The 13673-nt window shown below is 65.6% G+C and carries 11 protein-coding genes; 2 read left to right on the top strand and 9 right to left on the bottom strand.

Going from position 1 to position 13673, the window contains the following annotated elements; genetic code table 11:
* Positions 1 to 63 precede the first annotated feature (63 nt).
* The 4 genes from phnV to phnS are packed head-to-tail and all read right to left on the bottom strand — an operon-like array spanning position 64 to position 3918.
* Entirely contained in the window at positions 64 to 876 is an 813-nt protein-coding gene (phnV, locus tag NCR38_RS15325) for a 2-aminoethylphosphonate ABC transport system, membrane component PhnV (RefSeq protein WP_061118354.1), read from the bottom strand.
* Position 877: 1 nt separating this feature from the next.
* Positions 878 to 1807: a 2-aminoethylphosphonate ABC transporter permease subunit gene (gene phnU, locus NCR38_RS15320; RefSeq protein ID WP_061118210.1), complete on the bottom strand. Its 930-nt coding sequence runs from the start codon at positions 1805 to 1807 to the stop codon at positions 878 to 880.
* Positions 1785 to 2846, bottom strand: coding sequence for a 2-aminoethylphosphonate ABC transport system ATP-binding subunit PhnT (phnT, locus tag NCR38_RS15315; RefSeq protein ID WP_061118211.1), 1062 nt, complete (start codon positions 2844 to 2846; stop codon positions 1785 to 1787). Before phnT ends, phnU begins: the two co-directional genes overlap by 23 nt.
* Before the next feature lies 1 nt (position 2847).
* On the bottom strand, positions 2848 to 3918 hold the full coding sequence (gene phnS, locus NCR38_RS15310) for a 2-aminoethylphosphonate ABC transporter substrate-binding protein (protein WP_061118212.1): 1071 nt from the start codon (positions 3916 to 3918) through the stop codon (positions 2848 to 2850).
* Positions 3919 to 4123: 205 nt separating this feature from the next.
* Between phnS and NCR38_RS15305 the strand changes: the two genes are divergently transcribed.
* Together NCR38_RS15305 and NCR38_RS15300 are read left to right on the top strand one after the other, a co-directional pair.
* Positions 4124 to 4309, top strand: coding sequence for a hypothetical protein (locus NCR38_RS15305; protein WP_061118213.1), 186 nt, complete (start codon positions 4124 to 4126; stop codon positions 4307 to 4309).
* A 90-nt stretch (positions 4310 to 4399) separates the two neighbouring features.
* The gene (locus NCR38_RS15300; protein WP_061118214.1) at positions 4400 to 5284 is read left to right on the top strand and encodes a DMT family transporter; all 885 of its coding nucleotides are present in this window, start codon (positions 4400 to 4402) and stop codon (positions 5282 to 5284) included.
* A gap of 67 nt (positions 5285 to 5351) precedes the next feature.
* Here NCR38_RS15300 and NCR38_RS15295 read toward each other — a convergent pair whose 3' ends face one another.
* The 5 genes from NCR38_RS15295 to katE form a co-directional block, all read right to left on the bottom strand.
* Positions 5352 to 6566, bottom strand: coding sequence for a L,D-transpeptidase (locus tag NCR38_RS15295; protein ID WP_061118355.1), 1215 nt, complete (start codon positions 6564 to 6566; stop codon positions 5352 to 5354).
* Between the two features lie 176 nt (positions 6567 to 6742).
* Complete coding sequence (locus tag NCR38_RS15290; RefSeq protein WP_061118356.1) at positions 6743 to 7009, bottom strand: hypothetical protein; 267 nt, start codon at positions 7007 to 7009, stop codon at positions 6743 to 6745.
* A 227-nt stretch (positions 7010 to 7236) separates the two neighbouring features.
* The gene (locus NCR38_RS15285; RefSeq protein ID WP_061118357.1) at positions 7237 to 7770 is read right to left on the bottom strand and encodes a hypothetical protein; all 534 of its coding nucleotides are present in this window, start codon (positions 7768 to 7770) and stop codon (positions 7237 to 7239) included.
* Positions 7771 to 7892: 122 nt separating this feature from the next.
* The gene (locus NCR38_RS15280) at positions 7893 to 11123 is read right to left on the bottom strand and encodes an ATP-binding protein (protein WP_250477329.1); all 3231 of its coding nucleotides are present in this window, start codon (positions 11121 to 11123) and stop codon (positions 7893 to 7895) included.
* Positions 11124 to 11326: 203 nt separating this feature from the next.
* A complete protein-coding gene (gene katE / locus NCR38_RS15275) occupies positions 11327 to 13453 on the bottom strand; it encodes a catalase HPII (RefSeq protein ID WP_061118215.1) in 2127 nt (708 codons plus the stop codon).
* Between the last annotated feature and the right edge of the window lie 220 nt (positions 13454 to 13673).

Below are 13673 nucleotides of genomic sequence, written 5' to 3'. Positions count from 1 at the left end.
ACAACGGCGAACCTGACATGACAAGGCGATTTATTTCGGATTCCAGATGTTTTTTTTGAGCGATCAGCGGCGCGGTGCGCGAGCGGCGATCAGCAGAAGCGCCGCGAGCGATACGGCCAGCAGAATCAGCGAGAGCGCCGACGCAGGCAGATAGTAACCGCGATTGACCTGACCCACGACGACGATCGGCACGGTCGCGAATCCCGGCGGATAGACGGTGAGCGTCGCGCCCAGCTCACCGAGCGAGAGCGCGAAGCCGAGCGCGAGGCTCGCGCGGATCGCGGGCACGAGTTGCGGCAATACCACGCGCACGAGCACCATTCGCGGCGGTGCGCCGAGACTTGCGGCGGCCTCGCGCAAGATCGTGAGCTCGGGACGCAGCGCGGCGGCCGCGCAGCGATAGCAGAACGGCAGCACGAGCGCGAGCTGCACCAGTACGACGATGGCGGCCGATCCGGACAAATCGAGCGGACGCTTGTGATACGCGATCAACACCGCGAGCCCGAGCACGACGCTCGGCACGCCGCTGCCCATCATCGCGACGGCATCGACGAGCGCGCCGAGGCCGCGCCGGTCGCGCCCTTCCAGCGCGAGCGCGAGCCACAAACCGAGCGCCGTGCCGATGAACGCGACGCCCACGCCGACTCCGAGACTCGTGCTCAACGCATCGAGATCGCTCGATGAAAGCCGCGCGAACCAGCGTGTGCTGACGCCATCCGGCAAGATCGTTCCCGACCAGTGCGACGCGACGCTCGACAAGGCAACGACGACCACCGGCAACACGAACAGCCAGAAGCACAGCAGCGCGACGAAGCCCGTGATCGCGAGGCGCAGGCACGCGCCGGGCGTGAATCGCGATGAACCCGAAAGCTGCATGTCAGCGGACTCCTGCGCGCCGGTTGACGCGCCTGTATAGCGCATAGAGCGATAGCGACATCAGCAGCATCACGACCGAGCCCGCGGCCGCGGTGGGAAGATCGAGATCGACGGTTGCCGCGCTGTAGATCGCGATCGGCAAGGTGATCAGATGCGCGCTGCCGAGCACGAGCAGAATGCCGAATTCGTTCAGCGTGAGAAGGAAGCAGAGAATCGTGCCGGCGGCGATGCCCGGCCACGCGAGCGGCAACACGACCTTCGTCGCGACCATCCAGCCACCGGCGCCGAGGCTCCTCGCCGCCTCGACGAGCCGCATGTCGAGCGTCGCATACGATGCAAGCGTCGGGCGCACGACGAACGGCGCATAGAACACGACTTCCGCGAGAATCACGCCGCCGATGCCGAAGAGGAAATCGAGCGGCGTCGCATCGAGCGAAAAGAGCCGCTGCAAGCCGATGCTGACGGACCCTTGCGAACCGTAAAGAAAGATCAGCGTGAACGCGACCAGAAACGACGGAAACGCGACGAACAACTCGAGAAAGCGCGTAAGCAAACGCGCGCCCGCGAACGGTCTGAAGAACAACATCGACGCGATCGCGACGCCGAGCAAAGAAGCGATGCTCGCGCTCGCGAAGAGAATGCCGAGCGTCGTGCCGATCATGCCGCGCGTTTCCGTATTGCCGAAGAACGCGGTGTACGCGTGCAGCGTGAAACCATGCGTGCCGGTCACGCTGAGCATCACGAGTCGCGCGAGCGGATAGACGACGAGCGGCCCGAGCACGAACACGAGTATGAAGAGCAGATGCCATTGCCCTTTGCGCTCGCGGCGTTTCGCGTGCGCGGCATGCGCGGCGAATTGCGCGCAGAGATCTGCGTCCGTGATGCCGCCTTCGTCGCGCACGGCGCTGTCAGGAACGAACAAGGACGACATCGTCAGCCTCGAAGCGAAGGGACACGCGCGTGCCTTTCTCGGGCATGCGTGCATGGCCGCGTTGCGTCGTCACGAGCACGGGTTCGCCCGGCGACGCATCGAGCGCGACCGTAATGGAAAGCGCCGCGCCATACCATTCGACGGACGCGATGGTGCCATGCAACGGACCTTCGCCCAGCGTGACGATCGTGAAGCGCTCGGGACGAATGCACGCGAGGCGCTCGCGCTCGTCGTGCCGCGCATCGCCGACGGGATACACCACGCGCGGCGGCAGCAGATTCGCCGCGCCGAGATAGCGCGCGACGAACGCATCGTTGGGCGCGTCGTATAGTTCGCGCGGCGCGCCGAGTTGCGCGATGCGGCCATCGCGCATCAGGAGCGTGCGATCGGAGAGCACGAGGGCATCGTCCTGATCGTGCGTCACGCAGACGATCGTCAGATTCGGCAAGCGCTCATGCAAGGCCTTCAGTTCGCTGCGCACCGAGGCGCGTAAGTTTGCATCGAGCGCGGAAAGCGGTTCGTCGAGCAGCAGCACATCCGGTTCGATGACGAGCGCGCGCGCCAGCGCAACGCGCTGCTGCATGCCGCCGGAAAGCTGCGCGGGCATGATGTGGCCGGCATCGGAAAGCTGCACGAGCTTGAGTGCATCGGCGACGCGCCTTGCGACCTCGCCCGTCTTCAGCTTGCGTGCGCGCAGCCCGAACGCGACGTTGTCGAACACGGACAGATGTGGAAAGAGCGCATAGCTCTGGAACAGCAGCCCGAGATTGCGCTGATGCGGCGGCGCGTGCGTGAGATCGCGACCCGCGATGGCGAGCGTGCCCGCCAGTGCATCGGCCTTGACGAAGCCCGCGATGAAGCGCAGCAGCGTGGTCTTGCCGCAGCCGCTTCGGCCGAGCACGGTGAGGAATTCGCCGCGACCGATGCGCAGCGAGAGATCGTCGAGCACGGTGCGGGTACCGAAGCGCACCGTCAGACGATCGATGTGCACACCCGGCGTCGCGTGAACGCCGGACACTTCTTTGGGCAGAGCGCTCACTTTACGACTTCGGCTTGACGACTTCGGTCTGCTTGCCCGTATTGCCGATGACCTCGGTCTTCCAGCGCTCGGTCCAGCCGGCCTTCTTCCGCATGACTTCGTTCCAGTCGACGGAAATCAGCTTCACGCCCGAGATCGCCTGCCTGACGGCCTCGCCGTTCTTGCCGGCGAGCGGCACGTCGGTGCGGCCCGGAATGCCGTAAATATCGGGCACTCTCGACTGGACGTCCGACGACATCAGATAGTCGATCAGCTTCTTGCCCGCCGCCTGATTCGGACCGCTCTTGATGAGGCCGATCGCATACGGCAACTGGAAGGTGGTCGGCGCTTCGCCGGCCTTGTGCGACAGGAAGAGCGGCTTGATCGAGAGGCCGCCGTTCGCGGCGTCGTCGAGGTCCATCTGCAGATCGCCGTTGGCGAACGCGATCTCGTTACGCGAGAGCAGCACGTCGAGATAGCCCGTGCCTTTCGTATGGAACTTCGCGCTCTGCTCGAGCGATTTGAGGTAGTCGAACGCCTTGTCCTCGCCCATCAGCGCGGAGGTCAGGATGATGACGGCCATGCCGTCGCCTGCCGTCGCCGGATTGGAATATGCGATCTTGCCCGAGTAGCTCGGATGCAGCAGATCGGCGAAGGTCTTCGGTGCGGCCTTCGTGACTTCCGGATTGATCGCGAACGAAAAGTAGTTGTTGACGAACGTGGCCCATGCGCCGTCCTGCGCCTTGGCGATGGCGGGCACGTTCTTGTAGTTCACGCTCTGATAGGGCTGCAGCAGGCCGCCTTGCTGCGCCTGCTGGATGAACGGCGGCAGCGTGACGAGCACGTCGGCCTTGGGCGAATCCTTCTCGACGGTCGCGCGATTGACCACTTCGCCGCTGCCCGCCGTGACGATGTTGACCTTCACGCCTTCCTTCTTTTCGAATGCGGGAAGCACGTCCTTGTAGAGATTCTCGAGACCATCGGCGGTGTACAGGACGACGGCGTCGGTGGCGTGGGCGGGCATCGCGGCAAACAGGGTGATGGCGGCGAACGCCGGCAGCACGTGGCGCGCGAAGCGGAAATCGCGGGTCATTTATGGTGTCTCTTGTCGGGGTGGTGGATGGGCGGTGGCGACCTTCAACCGCCAAGCATTGCAGAGGTCTGTGACATCGATGTGAACCGGGTTTGGTTGTTTTGCCCGCCCAAAGCAATGCATTCTTTCCGCAGGGTAAGCAATCCACGAGTACCTGTCCGCTAGACTATCTGGCTTCGCACGAAGCTCCGGACAAGGCACGAAGATGTACAAAAAAGGCGTAGTGATCGAAATCCAGTTCCCTCCCGATCGCTTGAACGACGCTGCGGGCGATCCGTACTGGATCGATCTCACCCTCGACGAAGCAAAGCGGTTGCATGCGCAACTATCGCGCCGCTTCGAGGGCGATGCACGCGCGAATCAGCCGCTCGACACCTTCGCAATCGAATGACGCGCCCGCACCGGCGAGTGCACGGTTGAACAAGACGACTGCGGGCATCCGCACCGATACTGCGGCATCTCATCTTGCCGCATGCCTCACATGGTTTCGATCCTCGCCGCTCCCGTCTTCGTGTTTCTCTGGTCGACCGGCTTCATCGTCGCACGGGCGATCACGCCTTACGTCGATCCGAATCTGTATCTGCTCGCGCGCTTCGCCGGCACGACGCTGTTGTTTCTCGTGATCGCCGTCATCACGCGGGCGCCCTGGCCGAAGGGCCGCGACATCGGCCGGCACCTCGTCGCTGGCGCGCTCCTGCAAGGGGTCTATCTCGGCGCGGGCTACTGGGCCGTCGCAGAGGGGCTGGGCGCGGGCGTCATGGCGCTGCTCGGCGCGCTGCAACCGCTCCTGACGGCCGCCGTCGCCGCGCGGCTCTTCGGTGAACGGCTCTCGCCACGCGCATGGGGCGGCCTCGCGTTGGGCCTCGCGGGCGTCGCGCTCGTACTCGCGCCGAAGATCGCGGCGAGCGGCGCGCACGTCCAACATGCAGCAAGCGGGCATGCCTCGCAGTGGATCATCGTGTCGATCGCGCTGCTCTCCGTCGTCGCCATCACCGCGGGCACGCTGTACCAGAAGACCTCCCTCGCACGCGCCGATATCCGCAGCGCCAGCGCGCTGCAGAACGCCGGCGCGGCGATCGTCGCGCTGGTGCTGGTCATGGCGCTCGGGGAGCATCGCTTCATTCCGTCGATGACGACGTGGCTCTCGCTCGCATGGGGCATCGCGATGCTCTCGGGCGTCGCGACGACGCTGCTCGTATGGATGGTCCGGCGCGGCGACGCATCGCGCGCGACCGCCCTGCTCTTTCTCGCGCCGCCACTCGCCGCACTCGAAAGCTTTCTCGCGTTCGGCGAGACGCTCGACGCCGTGCAACTCGCGGGCTTTGGCGTCGCGCTTGCGGGCGTGCTGCTCGCGCGCGCGAGATAGCCGCCTCGGGGTCTTTCTCGCGCGGTTCTATCCGCGCTTGCTCGCGCGCTCGAAACAGGCGCGCGGCTCAATCGACCGTGTTCGCGCCCGCCGGAATGTGCTCGCGCACCGCCTTCCCCGGGCCCGGCGACCACGCCGGCCGCGTTTTCCTTCCCGTATCGACGACAACGAGATAGTGGCCCGCCCAAGGCGTCGTCTTGCGCGTGGCCTTCAGGACCCACATGGACTCGCCTTCGGATGCGCGTGCCTCGTATTGCGCGTCGAGAATGCCGTAATGATCGATGAACGTGTTGAGCGTCGACGGAATGCGCACACACCCCTTCGAATGCCGCATGCCGAGCAGCGGCTCCAGTTTCTCCGGATCGGTGGCGTGCATCTGGAAGCGCATCGGCGACTTGCCGCCCTTGCCCCAGCCGCGCTCGCCCTCGGCCCAGCCGAAATCGTAGATGCGCATGTCGCGCGCGCCGTAGCCGCGGATCTTGAACTCGTTCAGCGTGCCCTCGGCCCGGAAGTCCATGTTGCCTGGCACGTGCTGGAAGACGCCGAGCGGCGTGACGAAGTGATCGTACGTGCCGGGACGGCCCGTCGATACCGGCGACGCGCCGATCATCGACCACGCATCGCCCGCCTTCGCGCGGAAGTAGATGAAGATCGCCTGCACGTTCGCACTGCGATCGACCAGCACGACGAACTCGTTGGCGAGATCGCCGTGGCCGTCATCGTCGAGCGCATGTTGGAGCAAACGGCCATACGCCTGCTGATCCGCGACGGGCACAGTGAGACGCCGGTCGACTTCCTTCGCGAAGTTCTGCCGCATCGCGTATGCGCCCGCCGGCGGTATCCCGGTACGCTGCGCAAGATTGGGTTCGGGCGGCTCCGGGGGCAGCGGCACTTCGGGCGCCTGTGCTTCGGATGCCGCGCTCGCGGCGCTTGCCGCCGATGCCGCCGACGCCGCGCTCGCGGCTGATGCGGCGGCAGCCTCGGAAGCCGCGGAAGCTGTGGGGGCCGGTTGCGCCGGCATCGGCACGGGCATGGCCGGCAGCCCGCGTTCAGGCGCGCTCGCGCCATGCGGGATGCTCGCGCTTTGCGGCATCGGCGGCACGGGCACCGCGGGCGCGACGGGCCGCGCCGTCACACGGCCCTGCCCGACCGTCCCCGATGCGCCCGACGCAGCCTGAGGCTGCGCATGAACCGCTGTCGCCATCGAAAGGAGCGCGCCCGCCGCCGCGCTCATGAAGATCCTTGCGCCGAGCGGCGTCTTGTTCTTTCCTGCCTGATGCATCGATATGAATGATCCGCTTTGCGTTCTGCCGACGAGCGGCGCCTGCGTCAAATCTCGCGCAGACAAAAAAGCCGGTGCGCACGAGGCACCGGCTTCGCCGCTACATAACGTTCGTCAGGGGAAATTCAGCAAAGTTCATTCCGGGCGCCGCGCGCCGTACGGCGCAGCGCAGGCGCTCAATGCAGGCGGATGGACGCATCACCCGATGGCGATGCGCGCGCGCGCAAGGGCTCGTCGAGCAAGCGCTGATGACACAGCTTCTGCGCGATCGCCTCGCCGATGTAAGGCACATCGATCGCGAGCCTGGCGGTCGCGTAGGCGTGAGCGGTGCCTGCGCCGTGGACTTCGATATCGCTCGCATAGCCGCCGAGCTCATGCTCCAGAAAGCGTCGCACGTCGCGCGCGGCGCAGCGTTGCGGAAGATTCCAGACGATCAGGTTCATCGCCTTCACCTCCTTGCGCGCACGCGCACGGGCTGCCGGCGCTGCTTCACGATCATGTGCGCCGCAAGCGTGCCGATGACCAGAAAGGACACTACGTAACGATCATGGCAAGCTCCAGACGAATTTCGAGATAGCTCCATACTAATCCCGTAGACCATTCGCGTGCTGCGACATCGCGTCCTTTTTCAATAAATGTTCTAAATCGGACGGATGCCCCGGATCAATCGTCAGAAGCCGTTGCACGTCATGCTCGAAAGATTCGGATAGCGATTGGGCCAGTCGCCCGCCATCGCGCTCTGCGCACTCTTTAGCGTGATGTCGCCGGTGCAGACGCAGCGCTTCAGATAGACGGCGAGCCGTTCCTTGCGCCGCTGGCCCGCACGCCCTTCCCAGCGGCGCAGATCGAGATTCGCGGGAGAATTGGGCGAGCCGCCGAGCAGCACCGGCATGCGGTGATCGAGCGCATATTCCGACGCGAACGACGCATCGATGCTCCGCTGCTTCAAAAGCCGCTCCTTCTGGTGCATCTGAATCTCGAACGACGGCAGCACGCGGTCCACATAGCCCGGCACGCAGATCGTATCGACGATGGTCGCCTGCGTGACGCGCGCATCGAGCCATTCGGCGCGCTGGGCGCGCGGCGTGCCCGGCATCAACGCGAACATCGCGCAGCAAAACGCCAGCGCCGCACGCGCGCGCCGGCTCCTGCGGCCCGCGCCCGGCTTCGTTTTCTCGGTGAACCGCGTATCCCTTCGACTCATGCCTCTTTGCGCATCCATCGCGGCCACGGATAGCCGCGCGTTTTTTGAGATGATTGAGGTTCAATTAAAACACACGAAACGCACGCTGCACGCGAAGCGTTCGTCACGAGCCTCGAAGCGCGTCATGTCGATGAGCCGGATGCGGACGACGCACAGGCGAGCGGATCGGCGAGCGCCGCATCGAGCGCCCCGGCCGCCGTGACGAATGCCGCGAACGATGCGGCGACAGGCGCATCGTCGTCGCCGTTGCGATCTTCGGCGACCGCGCGTTCGCAATCGCGCTGCAACGCGACGCACGCGCGAATGAACGGCGCCGCCTTGATCACCGCGGCTGCACCCTTCATGCGATGCGCGATATCGCGCAGGCGGGCGTGGTCGCAGGCGTCGAATGCGGCGTGCGCATCGGCGAGGTCCTGTGCGTTGGCGGCTCTCAGCGTGTCGATGAGCGTGCCGGCCTGATCGCCGAAGCCTGCCAGCGCGGCGTGGTCGAACACCGGCGTGTCCGGATCGGGCGCGGCCGTTGGCACTTTCGGCGACGCCGTCGATTCTCGGCCGCGGCGCGTCACCGCAAGTAACGCCTCGCGCAGATCGTCGAGGGCGAGCGGCTTCACGAGGCAGGCGTTCATGCCCGATGCGATCGCGCGCATGGCCGCGTCGGGCTGCGCATTCGCGGTCAGGCCGACGATCGGCACGGCGCGCGGCCTCGACGGGTCTTTGGCTTCGTCGTCCCGGATCGTTCGCGTGAGTTCCTCGCCGCTCATTCGGGGCATCGAGCAATCGGTGACGATCACGTCGAGCGCGCGTGGCTCGGCGCGCCAGCGTGCGAGCGCGCCCTGGCCGTCGACTGCCAGTTGCGCGACACCGCCAAGCAGCCTGATCTGCCGGTCGAGCACGATGCGGTTGGCCGGATGATCGTCGACGACGAGCACGCGCAGGCCCGCGAGCGATGCCTCCATGGCATGCGCCTGTACCGGTCCCGTCTCGACGACGGATGGGACAACGGATGCAACGGCTTGCGCCTGCGGCAAATCGAGCCGCACCGTGAAGCGCGTGCCGCGTCCGGGTGCGCTCGAGAATTCGATCGTGCCGCCCATCATCGTGACGAGCCGCTTGCTGATGGTGAGTCCGAGCCCGGTGCCGCCGACGCTGCGCGCGTGGCCATCGTGCGCCTGCACGAACGGCGTGAACAGCATCGCCTGTTTCTCGGGCGCGATGCCGATGCCCGTGTCGGATACCGCGAGCGTCACCGCGCGCCTGTCGTCGCGGGGCGGGGCGACGCCGTATTCGAGCGTGACCGCGCCGGCATCGGTGAACTTGATCGCGTTCGAGAGCAGGTTGCCGACGATCTGCCGCAGACGCTGGCCATCGGCGAGGACCCAGGCGGGGCCGCCATCGGACAGGCACTTCACGGCGAGCCCGACGCCCTTCGCGCGCGCGACGGGCTCATAGATCGCCGCGACGCCCGCGACCCACGCCTCGATCTCGAGCGGCGCAGGCGCGAGCACGAGGCGTGCGGCCTCCATCTTCGCCACGTCCAGCAAATCGTCGATCAGGCCGAGCAGATCGTGTGCGGCCCGGTGCGCGATCGACAGCGCGCGCTCGGTCGCGGCGCGCTCACCGGGTGCGCGCAGCTCCATTTCGAGCAGCCCGAGCACGGCGTTCATCGGCGTGCGGATTTCGTGGCTCATCGCCGCGAGGAAGGTGGACTTCGCGCGGTTCGCCGTCTCGGCTTCTTCCTTCGCGGCGCGCATTGCATTCTCGGCGGCAATCCGGCGGCCGACCTGCACGCGCAGCGTCAGCGCCCAGCCAGCGAGCACCAGCACGAGCGCGGCGCCCAGCAGCGCGCCGAGCGCGACTTGCGGGCGGCGGCGTTCCCACAGCAGCTCGGGATGCTCGGAGAGGGCCCAGCGTGCGCGGATCGACTCCAGTTGCGGAAGCGGCAAGCTGGCGAGCGCACGATTGATGATGCCGAGCAGGATCGGCTCGTTGGCCGCAACGCTCAGCCTGTACGGGACCGGCTGCGTCGACAGCACACCGCTCACGACGAGCGAACCGCGGTACGGATTGCCCACCCGATAGTTTGCGAAGGTCAGATCGGTGACAGTTGCGTCGGCTTCCCCTCGCGCGACGGCGTGAAGCTGCTCTTCAAGCCGCGCCGTGTAGATGAAACGCGCGTCCGGAGCCTGCTGCCGCACGAGTGTTTGCAGCGGCGCATAGGCCGCGAGCGCGACCCGCTTGCCCGCGAGCGCGGCTGCGTCACGCCGCCGCGGCTGACCCGCCGCCGTCACGATCGCGAAGATGCCCTCGCCGGTCGGCGCCGAGGATACCGTCCCGGCCATGGGCGCATCGCCTATGCCGTAAGGCACGATGGCGGATGTGCCGCTTTTCATGTCGGCCGTCAACTGATCGATCGAATCGCGCATGCGGGCTTCGAAGCGCAGCCCCGTGACGCGTCCGATCGCATTGAGCAGATCGACCGCGACGCCCGCTGGCTGGCCTTGCGAGTCGCGAAACGAGAGGGGCGCGCCTTGCGCGAGCATCGAGAAGTGAACGACGGGATGCGCCTTCACCCACGCGGCTTCCTCTTCGGACAGCTCGATGGGTCTGCGCTGCGCGATCAAGTCCGCGCTCGGATTCCACCGTGCATACTCGAGCAGCAGAAATGCCGGCGGCAGCGCTGCGAGCGCGTCATCGATCCGGTGCCGCAATGAAACGGCTCCGGGCCGGTCCGCCGCGAATGCGAAACGGTAACCGTCTTCGTCGGCAGCGGCGAAGTGGGTGACGGCCACGTTTGGCAACTTGAAATGCCTGAGGACGTAGGCGGCGGCGGTCATGTCGCCGACGAACGCGTCGGCATCGCCGAACGATACGGCCAGCAGCGCGCCGATCAGGTCGGGATAAGCGGCGGGCGTCATCGACGGATACGCGGCCCGCAAGCGCGCCGGCGAGGTTTGCGTGTCGACGTACGCGATCCGATGCGTCGGCGGGCGCGTCTCGATCGGTTCGATGAAGAGCTGCTTGCGCGGCAGATACGGGCGGCTGTAGGCGAGCGCCGCGCCGCTGTCCTCGCCCGTCGCGCCGGTCGCCATGTCGATCTCGCCGCGCTTGAGCGCTGCAATCATTGCGGCGCGGCTCGAATAGAGACGCCATTGCGTATCGGCCTTTAGCGCGCCCGCGACGGCGTTCACGTAGTCGACCGAGATGCCGCGCGGATCGCCCGCACGCGGATACGCCATGTCGAGCGGCGGCACGACGCCTGGTGCCACGCCGACGACGATGCGCTCTTTCGCGGCCGCCGTCGCGGACGCCGCGCATAGCACGCCTGTCATCAGGATGACGAAGAGGATCGCCACGCACGAGCGCCGTCGCGCGCGTGCGGCCCGCGCAACGTCGCTACCTGGCCCTGCATGATCGAACAAGCCGCACCTCCGCAATAATCGGTGCGGTTAGTTTCTCAAAAAGGCCGCGGTGCGTATATCACCGGCCAGTGGCATGGTCGCCCGTACCGTTGCAACCGGCGAAACGCGACGCGCGGGCTTGTTTTGCGAACCTTGCGTCAGGCCGGGACCGATTCAGCCTTTTGCGCGCGCGACCACACGCGATGCATGCTCATCGCTTCGATGAACCGCTTCAGTACCTGTTTCACATCGCTGCCGACGACGACGCCTTCCTCGCCGTTTGGCAGATGAGCGGCTGCGAGCAGATCCTCTCCGTCGCCGAGCGCGCCGATCGCTTTGAGATGCTTGAACGCTTCGAGCACGAAATGACGCGCGTCGCCGGATTCGGACAGCGTCTTCGCGCTCTCCTTGCCGCCCGCGACGATCACGCCGTCGAACATGATCGACGGCATGCCGAGAATGGTCGCGTCGGCCTCGATGCCTGGCGCCGGCGAGCCGAGCGTCGGCGAGATGACTTTCGCGTGCGCGCCTTCGGCCTTGAGCGCGTCCTGCACGGCCTTGATGCTCGCGGCGTCGGCGCCCCGTGCGGCGAGAATCGCGACCTTGCGCGTCTTGACCGAAGGCTTCGCCTTCGCGATGATCGACAAGGCCGGCGACTCCTTCACCGACGACTTGCCGAGCTCGTCGGCGTCGGCGCTCTTCTTCGGCGCGGGTAGCCCGAGATTGGCGGCAACGCGCGCGGCGAGCGTCTCGTCGATATTCGCGAGGATGCCGAGCTGGCGCTCGCGAATGGGCTTGCGCTCGACCTTCGAAAGCTCGAAAGAATAAGCGCCGACGATGTGATCCTTTTCGGGATCGGTCATGCTGTTCCAGAAGAGCGTCGCCTGCGAGTAGTGATCCCGGAACGACGGGCTGCGCACGCGGATCTTCGACCCTTCGACGCGTTCCGTATAAGTCTCGAAGCCGCCGCCCGCCGCGGCCGGCGCGGTTTCCTTCGGCCATCCGCCGTCGATCGAATTCGGCTCGTAGGAGGCCTGCCCCTTGTCGATCGTCTGGCGATGCATCGCGTCGCGCTGACCGTTATGCAGCGGCGCGAGCGGGCGGTTGATCGGAATCTCGTGGAAATTGGGACCGCCGAGTCTGCTGATCTGCGTGTCGGTGTACGAGAAGAGACGCCCTTGCAGCAGCGGATCGTTCGTGAAGTCGATGCCCGGCACGATATGCCCCGGGCAGAAGGCGACCTGCTCCGTCTCGGCGAAGAAGTTGTCCGGATTGCGATTCAACGTGAGCTTGCCGATCATCTTCAGCGGCACGAGTTCCTCGGGGATGATCTTGGTGGGATCGAGCAGATCGAAGTCGAACTTGTGCTCGTCCTCTTCCTCGACGATCTGCACGCCGAGTTCCCACTCGGGATAGTCGCCGTTGTCGATCGCTTCCCATAGATCCCGCCGATGGAAGTCCGAGTCCTTGCCCGCGAGCTTCTGTGCTTCGTCCCACAGCAGCGACGCCGAGCCGATCGTCGGGCGCCAGTGGAACTTCACGAACCGTCCTTTTCCTTGCGCGTTGATGAACCGGAAGGTGTGGATGCCGAAGCCTTCCATCGTGCGCAGACTGCGGGGAATCGCGCGGTCGGACATCGTCCAGAGCACCATGTGCGCGGACTCGGGGACGAGTGAAACGAAATCCCAGAAGGTGTCGTGCGCGGATGCGCCTTGCGGCATTTCGTTATGCGGCTCGGGTTTGACGGCGTGGACGAAGTCGGGGAACTTGATCGCGTCCTGGATGAAGAACACTGGCATGTTGTTGCCGACGAGATCGAAGTTGCCCTCTTCCGTATAGAACTTGACGGCGAAGCCGCGCACGTCGCGCACGGTATCGGCCGAGCCGCGCGAGCCTTGCACGGTTGAGAAACGCACATAGACAGGCGTTTCCTTCAATGGGTCTTGCAGGAACGCGGCCTTGGTGAGTTCGGCCTGCGATTCATACACTTTGAATACGCCATGCGCGGCGGATCCACGGGCATGGACGATGCGTTCTGGAATGCGCTCGTGATCGAAGTGCGTGATTTTTTCACGCATGATGAAGTCTTCGAGCAGCGAGGGGCCGCGCTCGCCGGCGCGCAGCGTGTTCTGGTTATCGGCGACCTTGACGCCCTGGTTCGTCGTCAGGGCCTGGTTCGTGGCGTCGGTGCGGAAGGTTTCGAGGGCTTCGACTTTTTTGTTGGTGTTGCTTTGCGACGGGGTGCGGGCGACGCCGCTCGGGGGCGGCTGTTTGTTTGTTGCCATTTGGGGGACTCCGGGTTTGCGGGTGAGGTTTTGCGCTCAACCGGTCGCAATTGGTGTTCCTGCTTTTAGGTGGTGGGTCCCGGTTTGTTATTGGTCTATTAGCGTTGCCCCTATGCGGGGCGGCAGTCACTTTCTTTGCTGCTGCAAAGAAAGCAACTGTATTGAGAGTCAAGTGCTGGGTCACAAGTGATCGTGATGTGGGGGATTCCAGGGGGTGCGA

This window comes from Caballeronia sp. INML1 (genome assembly GCF_023631085.1).
Lineage (GTDB): Bacteria > Pseudomonadota > Gammaproteobacteria > Burkholderiales > Burkholderiaceae > Caballeronia > Caballeronia turbans.
The sequence above is the reverse complement of the archived record's forward strand: the minus strand, read 5'-3'. Positions and strand labels throughout refer to the sequence as shown.

What these genes read in the sequence shown, in the direction of transcription:
- phnS (WP_061118212.1), bottom strand. Translation starts at nt 3,918, where the DNA reads ATGACCCGCGATTTCCGCTTCGCGCGCCACGTGCTGCCGGCGTTCGCC.
- NCR38_RS15285 (WP_061118357.1), bottom strand. Translation starts at nt 7,770, where the DNA reads ATGAGTCGAAGGGATACGCGGTTCACCGAGAAAACGAAGCCGGGCGCG.
- NCR38_RS15295 (WP_061118355.1), bottom strand. Translation starts at nt 6,566, where the DNA reads ATGCATCAGGCAGGAAAGAACAAGACGCCGCTCGGCGCAAGGATCTTC.
- phnU (WP_061118210.1), bottom strand. Translation starts at nt 1,807, where the DNA reads ATGTCGTCCTTGTTCGTTCCTGACAGCGCCGTGCGCGACGAAGGCGGC.
- NCR38_RS15290 (WP_061118356.1), bottom strand. Translation starts at nt 7,009, where the DNA reads ATGAACCTGATCGTCTGGAATCTTCCGCAACGCTGCGCCGCGCGCGAC.
- phnV (WP_061118354.1), bottom strand. Translation starts at nt 876, where the DNA reads ATGCAGCTTTCGGGTTCATCGCGATTCACGCCCGGCGCGTGCCTGCGC.
- katE (WP_061118215.1), bottom strand. Translation starts at nt 13,453, where the DNA reads ATGGCAACAAACAAACAGCCGCCCCCGAGCGGCGTCGCCCGCACCCCG.
- NCR38_RS15305 (WP_061118213.1), top strand. Translation starts at nt 4,124, where the DNA reads ATGTACAAAAAAGGCGTAGTGATCGAAATCCAGTTCCCTCCCGATCGC.
- NCR38_RS15300 (WP_061118214.1), top strand. Translation starts at nt 4,400, where the DNA reads ATGGTTTCGATCCTCGCCGCTCCCGTCTTCGTGTTTCTCTGGTCGACC.